General features: G+C 61.0%; 14 protein-coding genes. 10 read left to right on the forward strand and 4 right to left on the reverse strand.

The window, feature by feature from the left end; translation table 11 throughout:
• Window positions 1-9: 9 nt before the first annotated feature.
• On the forward strand, window positions 10-579 hold the full coding sequence (locus tag T3A99_RS23995) for an NAD(P)H nitroreductase (RefSeq protein ID WP_076385862.1): 570 nt from the start codon (window positions 10-12) through the stop codon (window positions 577-579).
• A 199-nt stretch (window positions 580-778) separates the two neighbouring features.
• Here the strand turns inward: T3A99_RS23995 and T3A99_RS24000 are convergent, their stop codons facing one another.
• The 4 genes from T3A99_RS24000 to T3A99_RS24015 form a co-directional block, all read right to left on the reverse strand.
• Complete coding sequence (locus T3A99_RS24000; protein WP_076385860.1) at window positions 779-1,972, reverse strand: amino acid aminotransferase; 1,194 nt, start codon at window positions 1,970-1,972, stop codon at window positions 779-781.
• Entirely contained in the window at window positions 1,972-2,328 is a 357-nt protein-coding gene (locus T3A99_RS24005; RefSeq protein ID WP_003184087.1) for a 4a-hydroxytetrahydrobiopterin dehydratase, read from the reverse strand. The genes T3A99_RS24000 and T3A99_RS24005 overlap by 1 nt, the downstream gene beginning before the upstream one ends.
• Before the next feature lie 99 nt (window positions 2,329-2,427).
• Window positions 2,428-3,213: a phenylalanine 4-monooxygenase gene (gene phhA / locus T3A99_RS24010; RefSeq protein ID WP_047226214.1), complete on the reverse strand. Its 786-nt coding sequence runs from the start codon at window positions 3,211-3,213 to the stop codon at window positions 2,428-2,430.
• A gap of 147 nt (window positions 3,214-3,360) precedes the next feature.
• On the reverse strand, window positions 3,361-3,531 hold the full coding sequence (locus tag T3A99_RS24015; RefSeq protein WP_322834869.1) for a hypothetical protein: 171 nt from the start codon (window positions 3,529-3,531) through the stop codon (window positions 3,361-3,363).
• On the opposite strand from T3A99_RS24015, the gene T3A99_RS24020 reads away from it, so the two are divergent.
• From T3A99_RS24020 to T3A99_RS24060, 9 genes are all read left to right on the forward strand, one after another.
• Window positions 3,530-5,089: a sigma-54-dependent transcriptional regulator gene (locus T3A99_RS24020; protein ID WP_076385858.1), complete on the forward strand. Its 1,560-nt coding sequence runs from the start codon at window positions 3,530-3,532 to the stop codon at window positions 5,087-5,089. The two genes, T3A99_RS24015 and T3A99_RS24020, sit on opposite strands and share 2 nt — an antisense overlap.
• A 344-nt stretch (window positions 5,090-5,433) precedes the next feature.
• Window positions 5,434-6,171, forward strand: coding sequence for a flagellar basal body rod protein FlgF (locus T3A99_RS24025; RefSeq protein ID WP_047226216.1), 738 nt, complete (start codon window positions 5,434-5,436; stop codon window positions 6,169-6,171).
• A gap of 49 nt (window positions 6,172-6,220) precedes the next feature.
• Window positions 6,221-7,006: a flagellar basal-body rod protein FlgG gene (gene flgG, locus T3A99_RS24030; protein WP_322834870.1), complete on the forward strand. Its 786-nt coding sequence runs from the start codon at window positions 6,221-6,223 to the stop codon at window positions 7,004-7,006.
• 51 nt (window positions 7,007-7,057) lie between these two features.
• Window positions 7,058-7,753: a flagellar basal body L-ring protein FlgH gene (gene flgH / locus T3A99_RS24035; protein WP_322834871.1), complete on the forward strand. Its 696-nt coding sequence runs from the start codon at window positions 7,058-7,060 to the stop codon at window positions 7,751-7,753.
• A gap of 45 nt (window positions 7,754-7,798) precedes the next feature.
• A complete protein-coding gene (locus tag T3A99_RS24040) occupies window positions 7,799-8,884 on the forward strand; it encodes a flagellar basal body P-ring protein FlgI (protein WP_160892017.1) in 1,086 nt (361 codons plus the stop codon).
• A gap of 10 nt (window positions 8,885-8,894) precedes the next feature.
• A complete protein-coding gene (gene flgJ, locus T3A99_RS24045) occupies window positions 8,895-10,199 on the forward strand; it encodes a flagellar assembly peptidoglycan hydrolase FlgJ (protein WP_047226219.1) in 1,305 nt (434 codons plus the stop codon).
• A 10-nt stretch (window positions 10,200-10,209) separates the two neighbouring features.
• Window positions 10,210-12,276 (forward strand): flagellar hook-associated protein FlgK, encoded by a 2,067-nt coding sequence (flgK, locus tag T3A99_RS24050; protein ID WP_047226220.1) that lies wholly within the window; start codon window positions 10,210-10,212, stop codon window positions 12,274-12,276.
• Between the two features lie 13 nt (window positions 12,277-12,289).
• Window positions 12,290-13,855, forward strand: coding sequence for a flagellar hook-associated protein 3 (locus tag T3A99_RS24055; protein WP_047226221.1), 1,566 nt, complete (start codon window positions 12,290-12,292; stop codon window positions 13,853-13,855).
• A 93-nt stretch (window positions 13,856-13,948) separates the two neighbouring features.
• Window positions 13,949-17,515 carry a glycosyltransferase gene (locus tag T3A99_RS24060; protein WP_288913530.1) on the forward strand — a complete coding sequence of 1,189 codons (3,567 nt, stop codon included), beginning with the start codon at window positions 13,949-13,951 and terminating at the stop codon, window positions 17,513-17,515.
• Window positions 17,516-17,693: the final 178 nt, after the last annotated feature.

Raw genomic sequence — 17,693 nt, forward strand, 5'->3', positions numbered from 1 at the left:
AGGTGGCCGATGCAGGCTCTCGACGCTTTGCTCAACCGTGTTTCCGTCCCGCGCCTGGTGGACCCGGCGCCTACCGCCGAACAGCGCGAGGTCATGTTCGCCGCGGCGATGCGGGCTCCGGATCATGGCCAGTTGCGGCCATGGCGATTTCTGACGGTCGAAGGGCAGGCGCGTCATCGCATGGGCGAGCTGCTGGCCGAAGCGGCGCGGTTCAATGATCCGCTGGTAGCCGAAGCCGTCGTGGAGAAGGCGCTCAACGGCCCGCTGCGCGCACCGCTGGTCGTGGTGGTGATTGCACGGTTGCAGGACCATTTCAAGATTCCCAAGTCCGAACAAATGCTGGCGGCCGCCTGCGCAGCCCACGCAATCCTGTTGGCGGCTTACGCCCAAGGGGTGGGCGGAGTCTGGCGTACGGGTGAGCTGGCGTATTCACCTCATGTGGCCAAGGGGCTTGGTCTTGAGGACGGTGAAGAGGTGATCGGTTTTCTCTACCTGGGCACACCGCAGAAAGAAGCACGCACGGCGCCGAAGGAAGACGTCGGGCAGTTTGTCCGGGAGTGGACGGGCCCGCAGGTCTAGCGTCTGGCGCAGCTTCTGTGGTGAAAAGGACTTATCTGTGGCGAGGGGATTTATCCCCGTTGGGCTGCGTAGCAGCCCCAAAACCTTCGATATAAGGCAACCTGACTCTCCGAGGTGACGGATTTAAGGGCTGCTGCGCAGCCCCGCGGGGATGAATCCCCTCGCCACAAGGGGATGTGTTCAGCTATTCAAAGGCTGGTTACTTGCACACGTCAGCAATAGCCTCAGCCAGCAAATCCAGGCGCGTGGCGTCGATGCCTGCCACGTTGGCCCGGCCTGTGCCGACCATGTACACGCTGTGGCGTTCGCGCAGGAGCCTGACCTGTTCCGGCGTCAGGCCGGTGTAGGAAAACATTCCCCGTTGCACGCCGATATGGGCGAAGCGCTCACGCAAACCGTGGGGTTCGAGCGCTTCCAGCAGGCCGCTGCGCAACTGCGCAATGCGCAGGCGCATGGTCTGCACTTCGTCGGCCCACAGGCTTTTGAGGTCCGGGTTGCCCAGGATCGTCGCCACTACCGCCGCGCCATGATCCGGCGGCGTCGACCACAGGTTGCGAGCGATGTTCGCCAGTTGGCTGCGGATATCCACCAGTTTGTCGGCATCGCCGGCGCAGACGATCAGCGCACCGGTGCGGTCGCGGTACAGGCCGAAGTTCTTCGAACAGGAACTGGTGATCAGAACTTCAGGCAGTGCCTGGGCAAACAGCCGGACGGCCCAGGCGTCCTGCTCCAGCCCATCGCCGAAACCTTGGTAAGCGAAGTCGATCAACGGCAGCAGGTTGCGGCTGCGCATCACTTCCAGCACCTGGCGCCATTGTTCCTGGGTCAAGTCGAAGCCGGTGGGGTTATGGCAGCAGGCATGCAGCAACACCACATCGCCCTTGGGTGCCTGGCTCAGGGTCGCCAGCATCGCTTCGAAATCCAGGCGGTTGTCGGTGCCTACATAGGGGTAATGGCTGGCCTTGACCCCAGCGGCGGCGAAGATGGTTTCGTGAATCGGCCAGGTCGGGTTGCTCAACCATACGCCGCGGCCCGGCAGGCACTGGGCAATGAAGTCGGCACTCAGGCGCAGGGCGCCGGTGCCGCCCGGCGTCTGGGTCGCACCGGCGCGTTTGTCCTTGATCAGCGTCGAGTCGGCGCCCAGCACCAGTTCATTTATCAACTGGCCGAACGCGGCGTCGCCATGACCGCCGATGTAGGTCTTGGTGCTCTGGCGGTCCACCAGGCGCTGCTCGGCCTGTTTGACTGCCGCAAGAATCGGCGTCAGGCCTTGGGCGTCTTTATAGACGCCCACGCCCAGGTCGAACTTGCCCGGATTGCTGTCCGCCGCGTAAGCCTCCATCAGGCCGAGGATCGGATCGCCGGGCACCCGGCCGATGGCATCGAAATGCATTACTTGCGGCCCTCGGCGGTCTTGGCCACGTCATCGGTGCGGGCGGCCATGATGAAGTCGTTGCGGTGCAAGCCCTTGATGGAGTGGCTCCACCAGGTCACGGTGACTTTGCCCCATTCGGTGAGCAGACCCGGGTGATGACCTTCGGCCTCGGAGATTTCCCCAACGGCGTTGGTGAAGGCCAGGGCGTGCTTGAAATTCTTGAACAGGAAGACTTTTTCCAGCTGCATCACGCCGTCGCGCACTTCGATGTTCCAGTCCGGGATCTGCTTGATCAGTACCGGCAGTTCTTCGTCGCTGACTTGTGGCGCGTCGGCGCGGCAGGCTTCGCAATGGGCTTGGTTCAGAGTGTTCATGGTGTGTTCCCGGATCGAATATTTGAAAAACGTCGATGCACTCACGCTAAAGCAAAGCCGCGTTGTGCAACAGACTCAATTGAGATTAAAAGACGCGGTTCACGCAGCTTTTGGCGGAAATTTCGGAGCGTGCAGGCCCAGTTCGCGACCGCGCTTGACCATGCCCATGATGTCTTCGTGGGCCAGGTCGAACAGGCGCTTGAGCTCGGGGAGCACGAAATACACCGGCTGCAGGATGTCGATGCGATACGGCGTGCGCATGGCTTCCAGCGGATCGAAGGCTTGATGCTCCGGCTCGTCCGACAGGCAGTAAACAGTTTCCTTGGGCGAAGACAGGATGCCGCCACCGTAGATGCGTCGGCCTTGCGGGGTTTGCACCAGGCCGAACTCAATGGTCATCCAGTACAAGCGCGCCAGGTAGACGCGTTCTTCCTTGGAAGCCTGTAGGCCGAGTTTGCCGTAGGTGTGGGTAAATTCTGCAAACCAGGGGTTGGTCAGCAGCGGGCAGTGGCCAAATATCTCGTGGAAAATGTCCGGCTCTTGCAGGTAATCCAGTTCTTCGCGGGTACGAATAAACGTCGCGACGGGAAACTGCTTGCTGGCGAGCAATTCAAAAAAGGTCTGGAAGGGGATCAGTGCTGGTACTCGCGCCACTTGCCAACCGGTGGTTTCGCCCAACACCTTGTTGATTTCACCCAATTGCGGAATACGGTCGTGGGGCAGGCCCAGCTTGTCGATACCGTCCAGGTACTCCTGGCACGCACGGCCTTCGATGACTTTGAGCTGGCGGGTGATCAGCGTGTTCCACACCGCGTGTTCTTCGGCGGTGTAGTGAATAAAACCTTGCGCATCGGGCTCGCGGGCCACGTATTGCGTCTGCTTCATGCTGCTCTCCTGCTGATTTCCCTCGGGGGGACGGCTTGTTTGTTGTTATGTCCAGCGATGCATTAGAGATAACCCGAAGCAGGGATGTGTGCAGCAGGCAGGCAAGAGTTGGGATCGCGATAAAGGTTTGGTTTCGTAAAGTTTTCGTTACGGCTCCAGCTGTTCTTCGCTATTGTCGGGTTTTTCGACTGGGAAATGGCCTACAACTGTCACATAATCTTGACGTTTATTTGCGCTGCCAAGCAGAAAAACTTGTAGCGAGGGAGCTTGCTCCCGCTCTCCCATGCTTGCATACACATCGATATCGGGCCTTTTCATGCGCATCAAAGTCCATTGCCAGAACCGCATCGGCATCCTGCGGGACATCCTCAACCTGCTGGTGGAGTACGGCATCAACGTCGCCCGCGGGGAAGTGGGCGGTGAGCACGGCAATGCGATTTATCTGCACTGCCCGAATCTGATCAACATCCAGTTTCAGGCGCTTCGCCCGAAGTTCGAAGGCATTGCCGGGGTCTTCGGCGTCAAGCGGGTGGGGTTGATGCCCAGTGAACGTCGGCACATGGAGCTCAACGCGCTGCTCGGCGCCCTGGAGTTTCCGGTGCTGTCCATCGACATGGGGGGTTCCATCGTCGCCGCCAACCGGGCTGCGGCGCAGTTGCTCGGGGTGCGAGTGGACGAAGTGCCGGGGATTCCACTGTCCCGGTACGCCGAGGATTTTGACCTGCCGGAGCTGGTGCGCGCCAATCAGTCACGCATCAACGGTTTGCGGGTCAAGGTCAGGGGCGATGTGTTTCTGGCGGACATCGCGCCACTGCAATCGGAGCACGACGACAGCGAGGCCATGGCCGGTGCGGTGCTGACGTTGCATCGGGCGGACCGGGTTGGCGAGCGCATTTATAACGTGCGCAAGCAGGAACTGCGCGGCTTCGACAGCATTTTCCAGAGTTCGAAGGTGATGGCCGCTGTGGTCCGGGAAGCCCGGCGCATGGCGCCACTGGATGCGCCGCTGTTGATAGAAGGCGAAACCGGCACTGGCAAAGAGTTGCTGGCTCGCGCCTGTCACCTGGCGAGTCCGCGCGGGCAGTCACCGTTGATGGCACTCAACTGTGCGGGGTTGCCCGAGTCCATGGCCGAGACCGAACTGTTCGGCTACGGCCCCGGTGCTTTCGAGGGGGCCCGGGCCGAAGGCAAGCTCGGATTGCTCGAACTGACCGCCGGAGGCACGTTGTTCCTCGACGGGGTAGGGGAAATGAGCCCGCGCCTGCAAGTGAAATTGCTGCGCTTTTTGCAGGACGGTTGCTTCCGTCGTGTAGGCAGCGATGAAGAGGTGTACCTGGATGTCAGGGTGATCTGTGCGACCCAGGTGGATTTGTCCGAGCTCTGCGCCCGAGGGGAATTTCGTCAGGATCTGTACCACCGTTTGAACGTCCTTTCGCTGCACATCCCGCCTCTGCGCGAATGCCTCGATGGCTTGATGCCGCTGGTGGAGCATTTTCTTGACCAGGCCAGTCGGCAGATTGGCTGTGCGCTACCGAAACTGGCCCCGGCGGCGATGGACCGTCTCAGCCACTACCACTGGCCAGGCAACGTTCGGCAGCTGGAAAACGTGCTGTTCCAGGCTGTCTCCCTGTGTGATGGCGCAACGGTGAAAGCCGAGCATATCCGTCTGCCGGACTACGGCGTGCGTCAGCCCCTGGGGGACTTTTCCCTGGAGGGCGGGCTGGACGACATCGTCGGGCGATTCGAGAAAGCCGTGTTGGAGCGGCTGTATTCCGAACACCCCAGCAGCCGGCAACTGGGCAAGCGGCTGGGGGTTTCCCATACGACCATTGCCAATAAGTTGCGTGAGTATGAGGTGGGTAAGGCCGGCTCATAATAGTTGCTTACCTGTTGTGTTTGGTGGGAACTTCTATCGCGAGCAGGCTCGCTCCCACAGGGGTATCGAGTGTTCAAAATCCTGCGAGCACCCAAGATCCATGGTGGGAGCGAGCCTGCTCGCGATGACGGCAGTAGCCGTTGCCAGAAGGTCAAGCGTTGCCACCAAACGGCATGACACCGCCGGTTTTTCGTCTTCGATACATTTCCCCAAATCCCTTCAATAACCCTGAAGCCCTTTGTTTGTGCGGCTCGACGGCGCCAGAAAAAAGTTGGTCTGCAAATTGCTTAGTGCTCAGCAGTACAGCAGTGGACGGCAAACGTCCGGCATGCAGAGGAACGACAGTGGACAAGTACCTTTATGTGGCAATGACCGGCGCCAGCCAGAACGCACTGGCGCAGCGGGCCCATGCCAACAACCTGGCGAACATCTCCACCAACGGTTTTCAGAAAGACCTGGAGCAGGCTCGTTCGATGCCGGTGTTTGGCGACAGCTTTCCGGCGCGGGCATTTGCCATGTCCGAGCGTCCAGCCACTGACTTCACCCCTGGCGCGCTGGTGGAAACCGGCCGCGACCTCGACGTGGCAGTCAGCGGGCCGGGCTGGATGGCTGTGCAGAACCCTGAAGGCGGTGAAAGCTACGTGCGCACCGGCAGCCTCAACGTTGACGCCCTGGGCGTGCTGCGGGCCGGCAACGGTATGCCGGTGATGGGCAACGGTGGTCCGATCGCCGTGCCGCCAGAGCAGAAAATCGAAATCGGCCAGGACGGCACCATCAGTATCCGCGCCATGGGTGAAGGCCCGCGCGTGATGGCTGAAGTCGACCGCATCAAGCTGGTCAACCCGGATCTTCGCAACATGACCAAGGGCCTGGACGGCACCATCCGCACCAAGGACGGCCAGCCGGCTGTCATTGATGCCAACGTGCAACTGGTGTCGGGTTTCCAGGAAGCGAGCAACGTCAATGCCGTGGACGAGATGACTTCGGTGCTGGCCCTGGCCAAGCAGTTCGAGCTTCACGTCAAGATGATGAACACCGCCAAAGAAGGCGACGAAGCCATGGCTCGGGTCTTGCAGATCTAATCATTAATTACAGCGTCGCGCCGAAAAACAGGCGTACGAGGAGAATCGAATGCTTCCGGCTCTTTGGGTTGCCAAAACAGGTCTGTCCGCCCAGGACACCAACCTTTCTACTATTTCCAACAACCTGGCGAACGTGTCGACCACGGGTTTCAAGCGTGATCGCGCCGAGTTCCAGGACCTGCTGTACCAGGTCAAACGCCAGCCAGGCGCCCAATCGACCCAGGACAGCGAATTGCCGTCGGGCCTGCAAGTTGGTACCGGTGTGCGCATCGTCGGCACCCAGAAAAACTTCACCGCCGGTAGCCTGCAAACCACCGAGCAGCCGCTGGACATGGCCATCGACGGTCGCGGTTTCTTCCAGATCCTGCAGCCCGATGGCACCACGTCCTACACCCGTGACGGTACGTTCCACCTCGATTCCAACGGCCAGATCGTCAATGCCAGCGGTTTCGCCCTGGAGCCGGCCATCGTCATTCCGAACGATGCCCAGACGTTCACCGTGGGCCGCGACGGCACCGTGTCCATCACTGTGGCAGGCAACCCTGCTTCGCAGGTGATCGGCAACCTGCAGACCGCCGACTTCATCAACCCGGCCGGCCTGCAAGCGGTGGGTAACAACCTGTTCCTGGAAACCGCGGCCAGCGGCGCGCCACAAGTTGGCACGCCAGGCCTGAACGGCTTCGGTACCACGCTGCAGAACACCCTGGAAACGTCCAACGTGAGCACCGTGGAGGAGATGGTCAACATGATCACCACCCAGCGCGCCTACGAGATGAACTCCAAGGTGATCTCCACCGCCGACCAGATGCTCTCGTTCGTCACGCAGAATCTGTAATCACGTCTATAGGGCGGCCTGAGGTCGCCTGCAACACCAAGAGGTAGGGTCATGAATCGCTTCGTATCTGTTCTGGCACTGAGTGGGATTACCGCGCTCGCGGGCTGTGTCGCGCCAACGCCCAAGCCCAATGACCCGTACTACGCTCCGGTGTTGCCGCGCACGCCGTTGCCGGCCGCTGCCAACAACGGTTCGATCTACCAGGCTGGCTTCGAGCAGAACCTGTACAGCGACCGCAAGGCCTTCCGGGTCGGTGACATCATTACCATCACCCTGAATGAGCGGACCCAGGCCAGCAAGAACGCCAACTCGCAGATCGACAAGAGCAGCGAGACCAGTGTCGGCCTGACGTCGTTGTTCGGCTCCAGCCTGACCACCAACAATCCCATCGGTGGCGGTGACCTGAGCCTCAATGCCGGCTACGGTTCCGACCGATCGAGCAGCGGCGACAGCCAGTCCGGGCAGAGCAACAGCCTGACCGGTTCGATCACCGTGACCGTCGCCGATGTGTTGCCCAACGGCATCATCGCCGTGCGGGGTGAGAAGTGGCTGACCCTCAACACCGGCGACGAACTGGTGCGCATTGCCGGCATGGTCCGCGCTGATGACATCTCCACCGACAACACTGTTCCGTCGACTCGTGTGGCCGATGCGCGCATTACCTACTCGGGCACTGGCGCCTTTGCCGATGCGAGTCAGCCAGGCTGGTTCGACCGTTTCTTCCTCAGCCCGAAGTTCCCTTTCTAGGTGGCCCAGTTGAATCTTAAGCGGTTGAATCTCAAGCAGCTGTTGATGGGGGCACTGCTGATGTCGGCGGCCTTCACCGCTCAAGCCGAGCGTCTGAAGGACATCGCCAGCATTTCCGGCGTGCGCTCCAACCAGTTGATCGGCTATGGCCTGGTCGTGGGTCTCAATGGCACGGGCGACCAGACCACCCAGACCCCGTTCACCCTGCAAACCTTCAACAACATGTTGTCGCAGTTCGGCATCAAGGTGCCGGCGGGTTCGGGCAACGTGCAGTTGAAGAACGTGGCGGCGGTGTCGGTCAGTGCCGACCTGCCGGCGTTCGCCAAGCCCGGGCAGCAGGTGGATATCACTGTTTCGTCCATCGGTAACTCCAAGAGCCTGCGCGGCGGCACCCTGTTGTTGACGCCGCTCAAGGGTATCGACGGCAACGTCTACGCCGTCGCCCAGGGCAACCTGGTGGTGGGTGGCTTTGACGCCGAAGGCCGTGACGGTTCCAAGATCACCGTCAACGTTCCGTCGGCTGGCCGCATTCCTGGTGGTGCGTCGGTGGAACGTGCGGTGCCGAGCGGTTTCAACCAGGGCAACAGCCTGACTCTGAACCTCAACCGTTATGACTTCACGACCGCCAAGCGCATCGTTGACAAGATCAATGACATGCTCGGCCCTGGCGTGGCACAGGCCATCGACGGCGGCTCGGTGCGCGTCACCGCGCCTCTGGATCCGAGTCAGCGGGTCGACTATTTGTCGATCCTGGAGAACCTCGAAGTCGATCCGGGCCAGGCGGTTGCGAAAGTCATCATCAACTCGCGCACCGGCACCATTGTGATCGGCCAGAACGTCAAGGTTTCACCCGCCGCGGTGACCCACGGCAGCCTGACCGTGACCATTACCGAAGACCCGATCGTCAGCCAGCCTGGACCCTTGTCCAACGGCCAGACCGCCGTGGTGCCCCGTTCGCGGGTCAATGCCGAGCAGGAAGCCAAGCCGATGTTCAAGTTCGGCCCGGGCACTACCCTGGATGAAATTGTCCGGGCGGTGAACCAGGTCGGCGCGGCGCCGGGCGACTTGATGGCGATTCTCGAAGCCTTGAAGCAGGCCGGCGCGTTGCAAGCCGACCTGATCGTGATTTAAGGAACGAGCCATGGATATGCGCAAGGGCGCTTTGATCAGCGGGGATTCGGGTTCCTACTCGGACCTCAATCGCCTGAACCAGCTCAAGGTCGGCGACAAGAACAGTGACGGCAACCTGCGCAAAGTGGCGCAGGAATTCGAGTCGCTGTTCATCGGTGAAATGCTCAAGTCCATGCGTGCGGCGACCGAGTCGATGGGCAAGGACAATCCGCTCAATACCGCTGAAGCCAAGCAGTACCAGGAAATGTACGACCAGCAGTTGGCCGTTTCCATGTCTCGCGAGGGCGGTGGTATTGGCCTGGCTGACGTGCTGCTGCGCCAGATGTCCAAGAACAAACCCCTGGTGTCAGGCGAGGCGGCAACGCTGTCGGCCGGCAAGCAGGAGCAAGCGTTGGACGAGGCCGTCAAGGCCCCGGTGCCGACGCCCATTGCCGCCGGCACGTTGCCCGACGGGCCATTGTCGCGCTCCAACGGCCAGCGTCCGCTGTGGGCTTCGCGGGCCGTGAGTGCGCCGCAAGGGGCAGGCGAGGGCGTTCACCGCAACGACATGGAATTGCTCAACCAGCGCCGCCTGGCCTTGCCGCCCAAACTGGCCGATCGGCTGCTTGCCGGGTTGGTGCCTTCGGCTGCCGCCGCGCCTGACGTCAAGGCGCAGAATATTTTGCCGGATCGTGCCATCACCGCCGTCAAGCCTGCCACCGGCGAACTGGCCAATGGCGACTGGCTGGCCGCGCTCAAGGCGTCAGAGCCGAGCGAGTCCATGCAGGTGTACGGGCGTGCCGTGGCGCAGCCACCCCTGGCGCCAGCCCGCAAGGCCTTCCGCGATGCTGACGAGTTCGTCGATGCCATGCTGCCAATGGCCAAGGAAGCCGCGGACCGTATCGGCGTGGACCCTCGTTACCTGGTGGCCCAGGCGGCCCTGGAAACCGGCTGGGGCAAGTCGGTCATGCGTCAGCCTGATGGCAGCAGCAGCCACAACCTGTTCGGTATCAAGGCCAGCAAGAACTGGACGGGCGATTCGGCGCGGGCGATCACCAGCGAATTCCGCAATGGCGAGATGGTCAAGGAGACGGCCCAGTTCCGTTCCTACGCTTCGTATCGCGACAGCTTCCATGACCTGGTCAATCTGCTGCAAAGCAACAGTCGCTATCAAGATGTGCTGAAGTCGGCCGATAACCCGGAACAGTTTGTGCGTGAGTTGCAGAAGGCCGGTTACGCCACCGACCCGAACTACGCCAGCAAGATTTCGAATATAGCCCGGCAGATGACCAGTTACCAAAACTACGCTTCGGCTGGCGCCACTACGACTTTATAAGGTCTGAACCATGAGTTTGCTCAACATCGGGATGTCGGGTCTGTCCGCAAGTCAGACCTCATTGGTGACCACGGGTAACAACATTGCCAACGTTGATACCGCCGGTTATTCGCGTCAGCAGACCGTGCAGACCACCAAGGCGTCCAATCAATACGGCAACGTCTTCATCGGCTCCGGCACCACCCTGGCCGATGTGCGCCGGGTCTATAACGCCTACCTTGAAGCGCAGTTGAAGACCACGACCTCGCTCAACAGCGATGCGGCCGCGTATCAAGGGCAGATCACCCCGCTCGATGCCTTGCTGTCGGACAGCGGCACGGGCCTCAATGGCGCGCTGACCAAGTTCTTCGCCTCGGTGCAGAACGTCAACGCCAAGCCGGGCGATGATGCGTCCCGTCAGTTGCTGCTCAGCGATGCGCAAGCCTTGAGCAATCGTTTCAATTCGGTCGCCAGCCAATTGACGGAGCAGAATCAGAACATCAACGGCAACCTGTCGAGCATGGTCGATCAGGTCAACAAACTGGCTACCACCGTCGCTCAGTTGAACAAGAAAATCGCCGAAGTCTCCAACTCCGGCGGTGCTCCCAACGACCTGCTCGACGCCCGCAACCAGACCATTCTCCAGCTCTCGGCCTTCACCGGCACTCAGATCGTGGAGAACGGCAGCAGCCTGGACATCTACTTGGGTTCCGGCCAGCCGTTGGTGATGGGCAATACGGTCAACACCCTGGAAACCGTGCCGGACAAGAACGATCCGGGCCGCCTGGGGATCCAGCTCAATAGCGGTTCCAGTGTCATGGACCTCACCCAGGTACTTACCGGCGGCGAGATCGGCGGCCTGATGCGCTATCGCAGCACTGTGCTTGACCCGGCCATGAATGAACTGGGCCGCGTGGCCCTGGTGGTCGCCGACCAGATGAACGCGATCCAGGCCTCGGGCATCGACAAGAACGGCGCCTTCGGTTCCAACCTGTTCACCAACATCAACAGTGCCGCGCAGATGAGTCAGCGCAGTATTGCCGCGTTGAACAATAGCGCCGGTTCCGGCAACTTCAACGTGGCCATCGAAGACACCGGCGCGCTGACCACCAATGATTACAAGGTGAAGTTCACCAGCGCCACCGACTACACGGTCCAGCGCCTGCCTGACGGCACTTCGATGGGTTCGTTCAATACCGCGACGACGCCGCCGCCGGTGATCGACGGCTTTTCGATGACCTTCGCCAATGGCACCGCTGCCGCTGGCGATTCGTTCAAGATCACCCCGACCCGCAACGCGGCGACCAGTATCAAGACCGAGATGACCGACTCCAAGCGGTTGGCGATTGCCGCGCCGCTGGGCGCAGCCATCGTGCCGGGCGGCAGCGGTACGCTGACCATTCCGGCCAGCGGCCAGCCGACCATGACGTCGCAGTTGGACATCTACGACGAAGCCACCACCACCATCATCCAGAACGGCATCAAGACCTCGATGCCAGTCAAGGTGGTCTTCGGCGCGACGTCCGCCGACGGTACCAGCCAGGCTTACCAGTTGCTCGATGCCACGGGTGTCGAGATCAGCAATGGCACGATCAAGCCCGGCCAGAGCAATACCTTGAGCCTGAGCGTTCCACTCAAGGATGCCAGCGGCAACCCGATCATGGACTCCTCGGCACCGCCGGTGCAGCGTACCGTCACCTTCGACATGTCGATTGCTGGCGCACCGTCCAACGGTGCCGCGATCGATGTGAGCGTCAGCCAGGCCGGCAGCCTGGATAACCGTAACGGCACTGTCCTGGCCGGTTTGCAGACTGCCAAGACCGTGGACACCGGTTCCGCCAGCAAGGGCATTTCGTTGAACGATGCCTACGGCAAGCTGGTGGAGGGCGTAGGTTCCAAGGCCGCCCAGGGCAAGCTCGACAGCGCTGCCACCGGCGCGATCCTGGATAACGCCAAGGGCGCTCGCGATTCGCTGTCGGGCGTGGACCTGGACGAAGAAACCGGCAACCTGGTCAAGTATCAGCAGTACTACACCGCGTCTTCGCAGATCATCAAGGCTGCGCAGGAAATCTTCAGCACATTGATCAACAGTCTTTAAGGAGTCGTAGCCCATGCGAATTTCTACCGCCCAGTTTTACGAATCCACGGCTGCGAACTATCAGAAAAACTTCGCCAATGTGGTCAAGACCAGCGAAGAGGCCAGCAGCCTGGTGCGCGTCAATACCGCTGCCGATGACCCGGTAGGGGCTTCACGTCTGCTGCAACTGGGCACACAGGCCTCGATGCTGGCTCAGTACGAAACCAACGCCAACACCATCAAGGCGACGCTGGGCACCACTGAAGCGGTGATGACCAGCATTGGCAACGTGCTGCAGCGCGCCAAGGAATTGGCCGTCGGTGCCGGCAACGCTGGCTACACCGACGCCGACCGCCAGGCCAACGCCTCGGAGCTGGCGCAGATCGAAGAGCAGTTGCTCAGCCTGATGAACAGCAAGGACGAAAACGGCAAGTACATTTTTGCCGGTTCCAAGGGCGACACCATCCCGTTCACCCGCAACAACGATGGCAGCTACAGTTACAACGGTGACCAGGTGACCCTCGACCTGCCGGTCGGCGATACCATGTCGATGGCCACCAACAGCACCGGCTGGGAAGTGTTCCAGCAGGCCGTCAACACCAGCCGCAGCCAGGTCACCATGACCGCGCCGGCGGTGGACGATGGTCGCGTGGTGCTGTCCAACGGTCAGGTCTCGTCCAGTGTCAGCTACAACAGCAAATTCCGCAGCGGCGAACCCTATACCGTTGAATTCACCAGCGGCACGCAGCTGAGAATCACCGACTCCGGCGGCAACGACGTCACCGCCGAAGCCAGCCAGGGCGGCGCTTTTGATCCCAGCAGCAAAAAAGGTCAGGCGGTGCAGTTCCGTGGTCTGGAACTGACCCTGAACATCAATCTGCAAACCGGTGATGATGCCAATACCGTGTTGCCGGGCCATACCTTCACCCTGGCCGCCAAGCCGGACACCTTTGCCGCGACCCGCAGCCCGGGCAACCCGACCACCGTCCAGGTCACGGGCAGCGAGATCACCGACCCGGTGGCGTATCACGCCAGTTTCCCTACCGGTTCGGCCGTATTGAAGTTCACCAGCGCCACCGACTTCGACTTGTACGCCGCGCCGTTGACCGCCAACAGCCAGCCGGTGTCCAGCGGCACCCTGGCCGGCAACGTGGCCACCGCCTCGGGCGTGAGCTTCACCCTGGACGGTACGCCCGGTGCGGACGATCAGTTCAGCATCGCGGTCAATACTCACGAGACCCAGAACATTCTGGACACCGTGAACCAACTGAAAACCGCGTTGAGCACGCCAACCAACAACGATCCGATTGCGCTGCAAAAGCTGCAGGCTTCGCTGGCCTCCGGTATTGGCAACCTGGCCAGCGGCACCGATCAGTTGTCCAGCGCCTTGAGTTCGGTAGGTGGGCGTGGTCAGGCTCTGGAAACCCAAAGCGACACGAACCAGAGCCTGTTGTTGGCCAATAGCCAGACCCAATCGTCGATCCGCGATTCCGATCCGGCCGAAGTGATGACCCGCTTGACGTTGCAACAGACCATGCTGCAAGCCTCGCAACTGGCTTTCAGCAAGATCACCCAACTGGGCCTGTTCAACAAGATCTGAGCCGGTATCGACCGAGCCGCCAACCGTCTTTTTTAAGCGGTTCCGGGGCTCCGGCCTGAAAAGGTCGGGGCCCGCCGCTCGAGAGTTTTCGCCGTGAAACCATTGCCCCTCGTCAGTATTGTCATTCCTGCGTACAACCCCCGGTTCTTCGATCAGGCACTGCTCAGTGCCCTGGCCCAGACTTACGAGCAGATCGAAATCGTTGTTTGCGACGATTCGCCTGGCGATGAGATTCGCCGGATAGTCGATTCCTTCACTGAGCCGTCCCATCCGATCCGCTATCTGCGAAATCCGCAGCGACTGGGGCTTCAGGGCAACCTGTTGCGTTGTGTCGAAGAGGCCAGGGGCGAGTTCATCAAAGTGCTGTGCGACGATGATCGGCTGTTTGCGCCGAGCATTGCGATGCAGGCCCAGGTGCTGATCGATCACGCCGATGCCAGCGTGGTATTTGCCCTTCGCTTGTTGTGTGACGCGGGTAACTTCATCCTGCCGCCTCGCGTCGACAATTGCCGATTCTCGCCGAACGATGCCCTGCTCAAGGGCGATGACATGCTGGCGATTTTCGAGAGCACGCCGACTAATTTCGTTGGTAATTTCAGTTCCGCCCTGATGCGCCGGGCCGATGTGCTCGAGCTGCTGCCAGCGCTGGTCCAGGGCGGAGCCGGTTTCGTTGCCACCCTCGACTTTGCCTTGTTTGTCTGTCTGATGCGCCGCGGTAACCTGGCAGCGCTCAATACGGTTTTGAGTATCGAGCGCTTGTACCCTGAGCGTTTGAGCAAGACTGCTGAAATGCTCAAGGCTGCGAAAGTGGAGTGGCAATGGTTGGCGCAGATGCTCGCCGCACGCAACGGTGAAGCGGCTCCGGCCTCTGGCTGGGTGCGTTGCGTTGATCTGGACAAAGTCACCGATCAGCCTCACGCCTGGCAGGAATTATGTGTGACCCGCGTGCTGGGCAATCGCAATACGGTCGTCAATGGCCGGGTAGGTGCTCAGAGCGAGAGTTATGCCGAGTTCTACCGCGAGTGGCTGTCGATTCGTCGCTTCAGCGAGGTCGAGCAGCGTGTCATGCCTGCGCGCATCGACAGTTGGCCATTGCGTCCGAACATCGTGCCGATTGTCATCGACAGTGCCGGCGACGACGTGGCATTGGCGACCACGCTGCGCAGCATAGAGGGCCAGCTCTATCCGGCCCAGGCTGTCGTGGTGCTTTCCGACGCCCGTTGTGAGGTCAATGATCGGGTGTTGCAGTTGCCTTATCAGTCCGACTGGGCGCGGCAACTCAATGCCATCGTTGCGCAGTTGGAGGGCGCACATTGGTTCTATCTTCTGCGTGCTGGCGATACTCTCCGTGATTCAGCGTTGTTGATCCTGGCCGAACGCGTGGCGGGCAAGAGCGGAATTCTCTGCGCTTACAGCGACGAAGGCGCGCTGGTAAACGGCGAGTCCATCGAGCCGGTGTTCAAGCCTGATTTCAACCTCGACCTGATGCGCGCCTATCCCTACGTCGGTCGGGCCCTGGCCTTCGAGCGTGAACGCTTCATGACCCTGGGCGGGTTCGTCCCGGCTCGCGGTGAGCTGGCGCCTCACGATCTGCTCTGGCGGCTGGTGGAAGAGGCCGGCCCGCAAACCATCGAACACATTGCCGAGATCCAGGTTGAATCCACACTGAGCTTCGCCCAGTGGTTGTCGTGGCCCGAGGTGATCGAGGGCAACGCTCCTATGGTCGGCGCTCACCTGGAGCGTATTGGCGCACCTCACGAGATTCGCCAGGATGTGTTGCCGCTGATCAATCGCATCGACTACCGCTACGGCACCCGTCCGTTGGTGTCGATCATCCTGCGCACGGGTGATTCACTGGCAGCCTTGCAGCGCTGCTGCGAAAGCCTGATCGAGCGCACTGCCTATACGCACTATGAAATCCTGATCGTGGACAGCGGCGTCCGGGATTCGGCCATGCTTAGCTGGCTCGAGGACATGGCGCAGCTGGGCGCGAGCATGCTGCGCGTGCTTCGCTACGCCGGTGACGACAATGACGCCTCGGTGCGTAACTTTGCCGCGAGCCAGGCCCGGGGCGACTACCTGTTGCTGCTGAGCCCGCAGATTGTCATTTGCGAAAGTGACTGGTTGGACGAGATGATCAACCATGCCCTGCGTCCGGAAGTCGCGGTGGTCGGCGCAAGGATACTCAGCCCCCAGGGCACGATTGTCGGTGGTGGGCAGATTCTCGGGTTGGCCGGGCCGGTGGGATCACCATTTTACGGTGAGTCCGCGACCTCGCGTGGCTACATGCAACGTCTGCATACGACCCAGAACTGGAGTTCGGTCAGCAGCGACTGCCTGATAGTGCGCAAGCAGGTGTTCGAGGAGCTGGGTTGTCTCGATGACGCGACGTTCACCCAGGGCCTCAGTGACGTCGATTTGTGCTTGCGTGCAGGTAAAGATGGCTACCTGGTGGTCTGGACACCCTACGCCAGCGTCATGCAAACGACCGGGCAATCGTCAGCCCAGCCGGAAGAAGTGTTGCAGGAGCGCGAACGCGAAGTTTTCTATCGCAAATGGTTGCCGCAGATTGCTCGTGACCCGGCTTACAGTCCTGCCTTGAGTCTTGGGGCTTCCAGTTTCAGTCTGGAACCGTCACTGCGCAATAACTGGAATCCGTTCTGCACCCGTGCATTGCCCTTGGTACTGGGACTGCCGGTCAACTCCACCGCGGTCGGCCACTATCGGGTCACCGCCCCGCTGGCCGAACTCGAAGCCAGCGGGCGGGTGATTGCCCGGGTGGCCTACGAGTCGCCTTCGACCGTGGAAATAGAGCGGCTGTCCCCGGATACCATCGTTTTGCAGGGGCGCTACAGCGAAGGCGCTGCCGGTGACATCCTGCGGATGAAGAAGTACTCCGGCGCCTTGCGGATTTTCGAGCTCGACGACTACGTGGTCAGTGCCCCCAAGAAAAATACCCACGCCCGTAACAAACCGGTCAACACCGAGCAGATGCTGCGCGAGGGAATTGGCTTGTGTGACCGGGTGGTGGTGACGACCCAGGCGCTGGCCGATGCCTTGTCGAGCATGCATAGCGAAATTCGGGTAGTGCCCAACATGCTGCCGCCCGAACCGTGGACCCGGTTGACCAGCCGGCGCGGAACATCTTCCAAGCCGCGGGTTGGCTGGGGCGGCGGGACCAGCCACAGCGGTGACCTGGAAATCATTGCCGACGTCGTCCGCGAACTGGCCAATGAGGTGGAGTGGGTGTTCTTCGGGATGTGCCCGGACGCGTTACGCCCCTACATTCATGAGTTCCACGGCTCCGTCGGGTTGCAGACTTACCCGTTCAAACTGGCCAGCCTGAACCTTGACCTGGCGCTGGCGCCGCTGGAGTTCCACATCTTCAACGACTGCAAGAGCAACCTGCGCTTGCTGGAATACGGCGCCTGCGGCTATCCGGTTATCTGCACCGACACCAAGGCTTACGACGGCTTCCTGCCGTGTACCAAGGTACGCAGCAACAGCACCGAGGAATGGATCGCGGCGATCCGCATGCACCTGACCGACCCTGACGCCAGCTACCGCATGGGCGATGAACTGCGCGAAGCGGTGCTTCGTGATTTCATGCTCAGCGGCGACAACTTGCAGCATTGGTTGTGGGGCTGGTTGCCGGACTGAGCATGAGCTGTTTGGGCCGGAAAGCCTGTGGCGAGGGGATAAAATTCCCTCGCCACTAAGATCAGTATTCAACCCTGTTTTGATTCAAATCCCCTCCGGCGAGCTGGCGCGTTTCCTGCAAGCCCCCCTCATATCGCCATAAAACGAGCGCTTGCGGCATTCCGCGGCGCCCGGATCG

The sequence above is a fragment of the Pseudomonas sp. N-137 genome (assembly GCF_034555295.1).
Taxonomy (GTDB): Bacteria; Pseudomonadota; Gammaproteobacteria; order Pseudomonadales; family Pseudomonadaceae; genus Aquipseudomonas; species Aquipseudomonas rhizophila.

What these genes read in the sequence shown, in the direction of transcription:
- phhA (WP_047226214.1), bottom strand. Translation starts at nt 3,213, where the DNA reads ATGAAGCAGACGCAATACGTGGCCCGCGAGCCCGATGCGCAAGGTTTT.
- flgJ (WP_047226219.1), top strand. Translation starts at nt 8,895, where the DNA reads ATGGATATGCGCAAGGGCGCTTTGATCAGCGGGGATTCGGGTTCCTAC.
- T3A99_RS24040 (WP_160892017.1), top strand. Translation starts at nt 7,799, where the DNA reads ATGGGGGCACTGCTGATGTCGGCGGCCTTCACCGCTCAAGCCGAGCGT.
- flgK (WP_047226220.1), top strand. Translation starts at nt 10,210, where the DNA reads ATGAGTTTGCTCAACATCGGGATGTCGGGTCTGTCCGCAAGTCAGACC.
- T3A99_RS24020 (WP_076385858.1), top strand. Translation starts at nt 3,530, where the DNA reads ATGCGCATCAAAGTCCATTGCCAGAACCGCATCGGCATCCTGCGGGAC.
- T3A99_RS24000 (WP_076385860.1), bottom strand. Translation starts at nt 1,972, where the DNA reads ATGCATTTCGATGCCATCGGCCGGGTGCCCGGCGATCCGATCCTCGGC.
- T3A99_RS24055 (WP_047226221.1), top strand. Translation starts at nt 12,290, where the DNA reads ATGCGAATTTCTACCGCCCAGTTTTACGAATCCACGGCTGCGAACTAT.
- T3A99_RS23995 (WP_076385862.1), top strand. Translation starts at nt 10, where the DNA reads ATGCAGGCTCTCGACGCTTTGCTCAACCGTGTTTCCGTCCCGCGCCTG.
- flgG (WP_322834870.1), top strand. Translation starts at nt 6,221, where the DNA reads ATGCTTCCGGCTCTTTGGGTTGCCAAAACAGGTCTGTCCGCCCAGGAC.
- T3A99_RS24005 (WP_003184087.1), bottom strand. Translation starts at nt 2,328, where the DNA reads ATGAACACTCTGAACCAAGCCCATTGCGAAGCCTGCCGCGCCGACGCG.
- flgH (WP_322834871.1), top strand. Translation starts at nt 7,058, where the DNA reads ATGAATCGCTTCGTATCTGTTCTGGCACTGAGTGGGATTACCGCGCTC.
- T3A99_RS24015 (WP_322834869.1), bottom strand. Translation starts at nt 3,531, where the DNA reads ATGAAAAGGCCCGATATCGATGTGTATGCAAGCATGGGAGAGCGGGAG.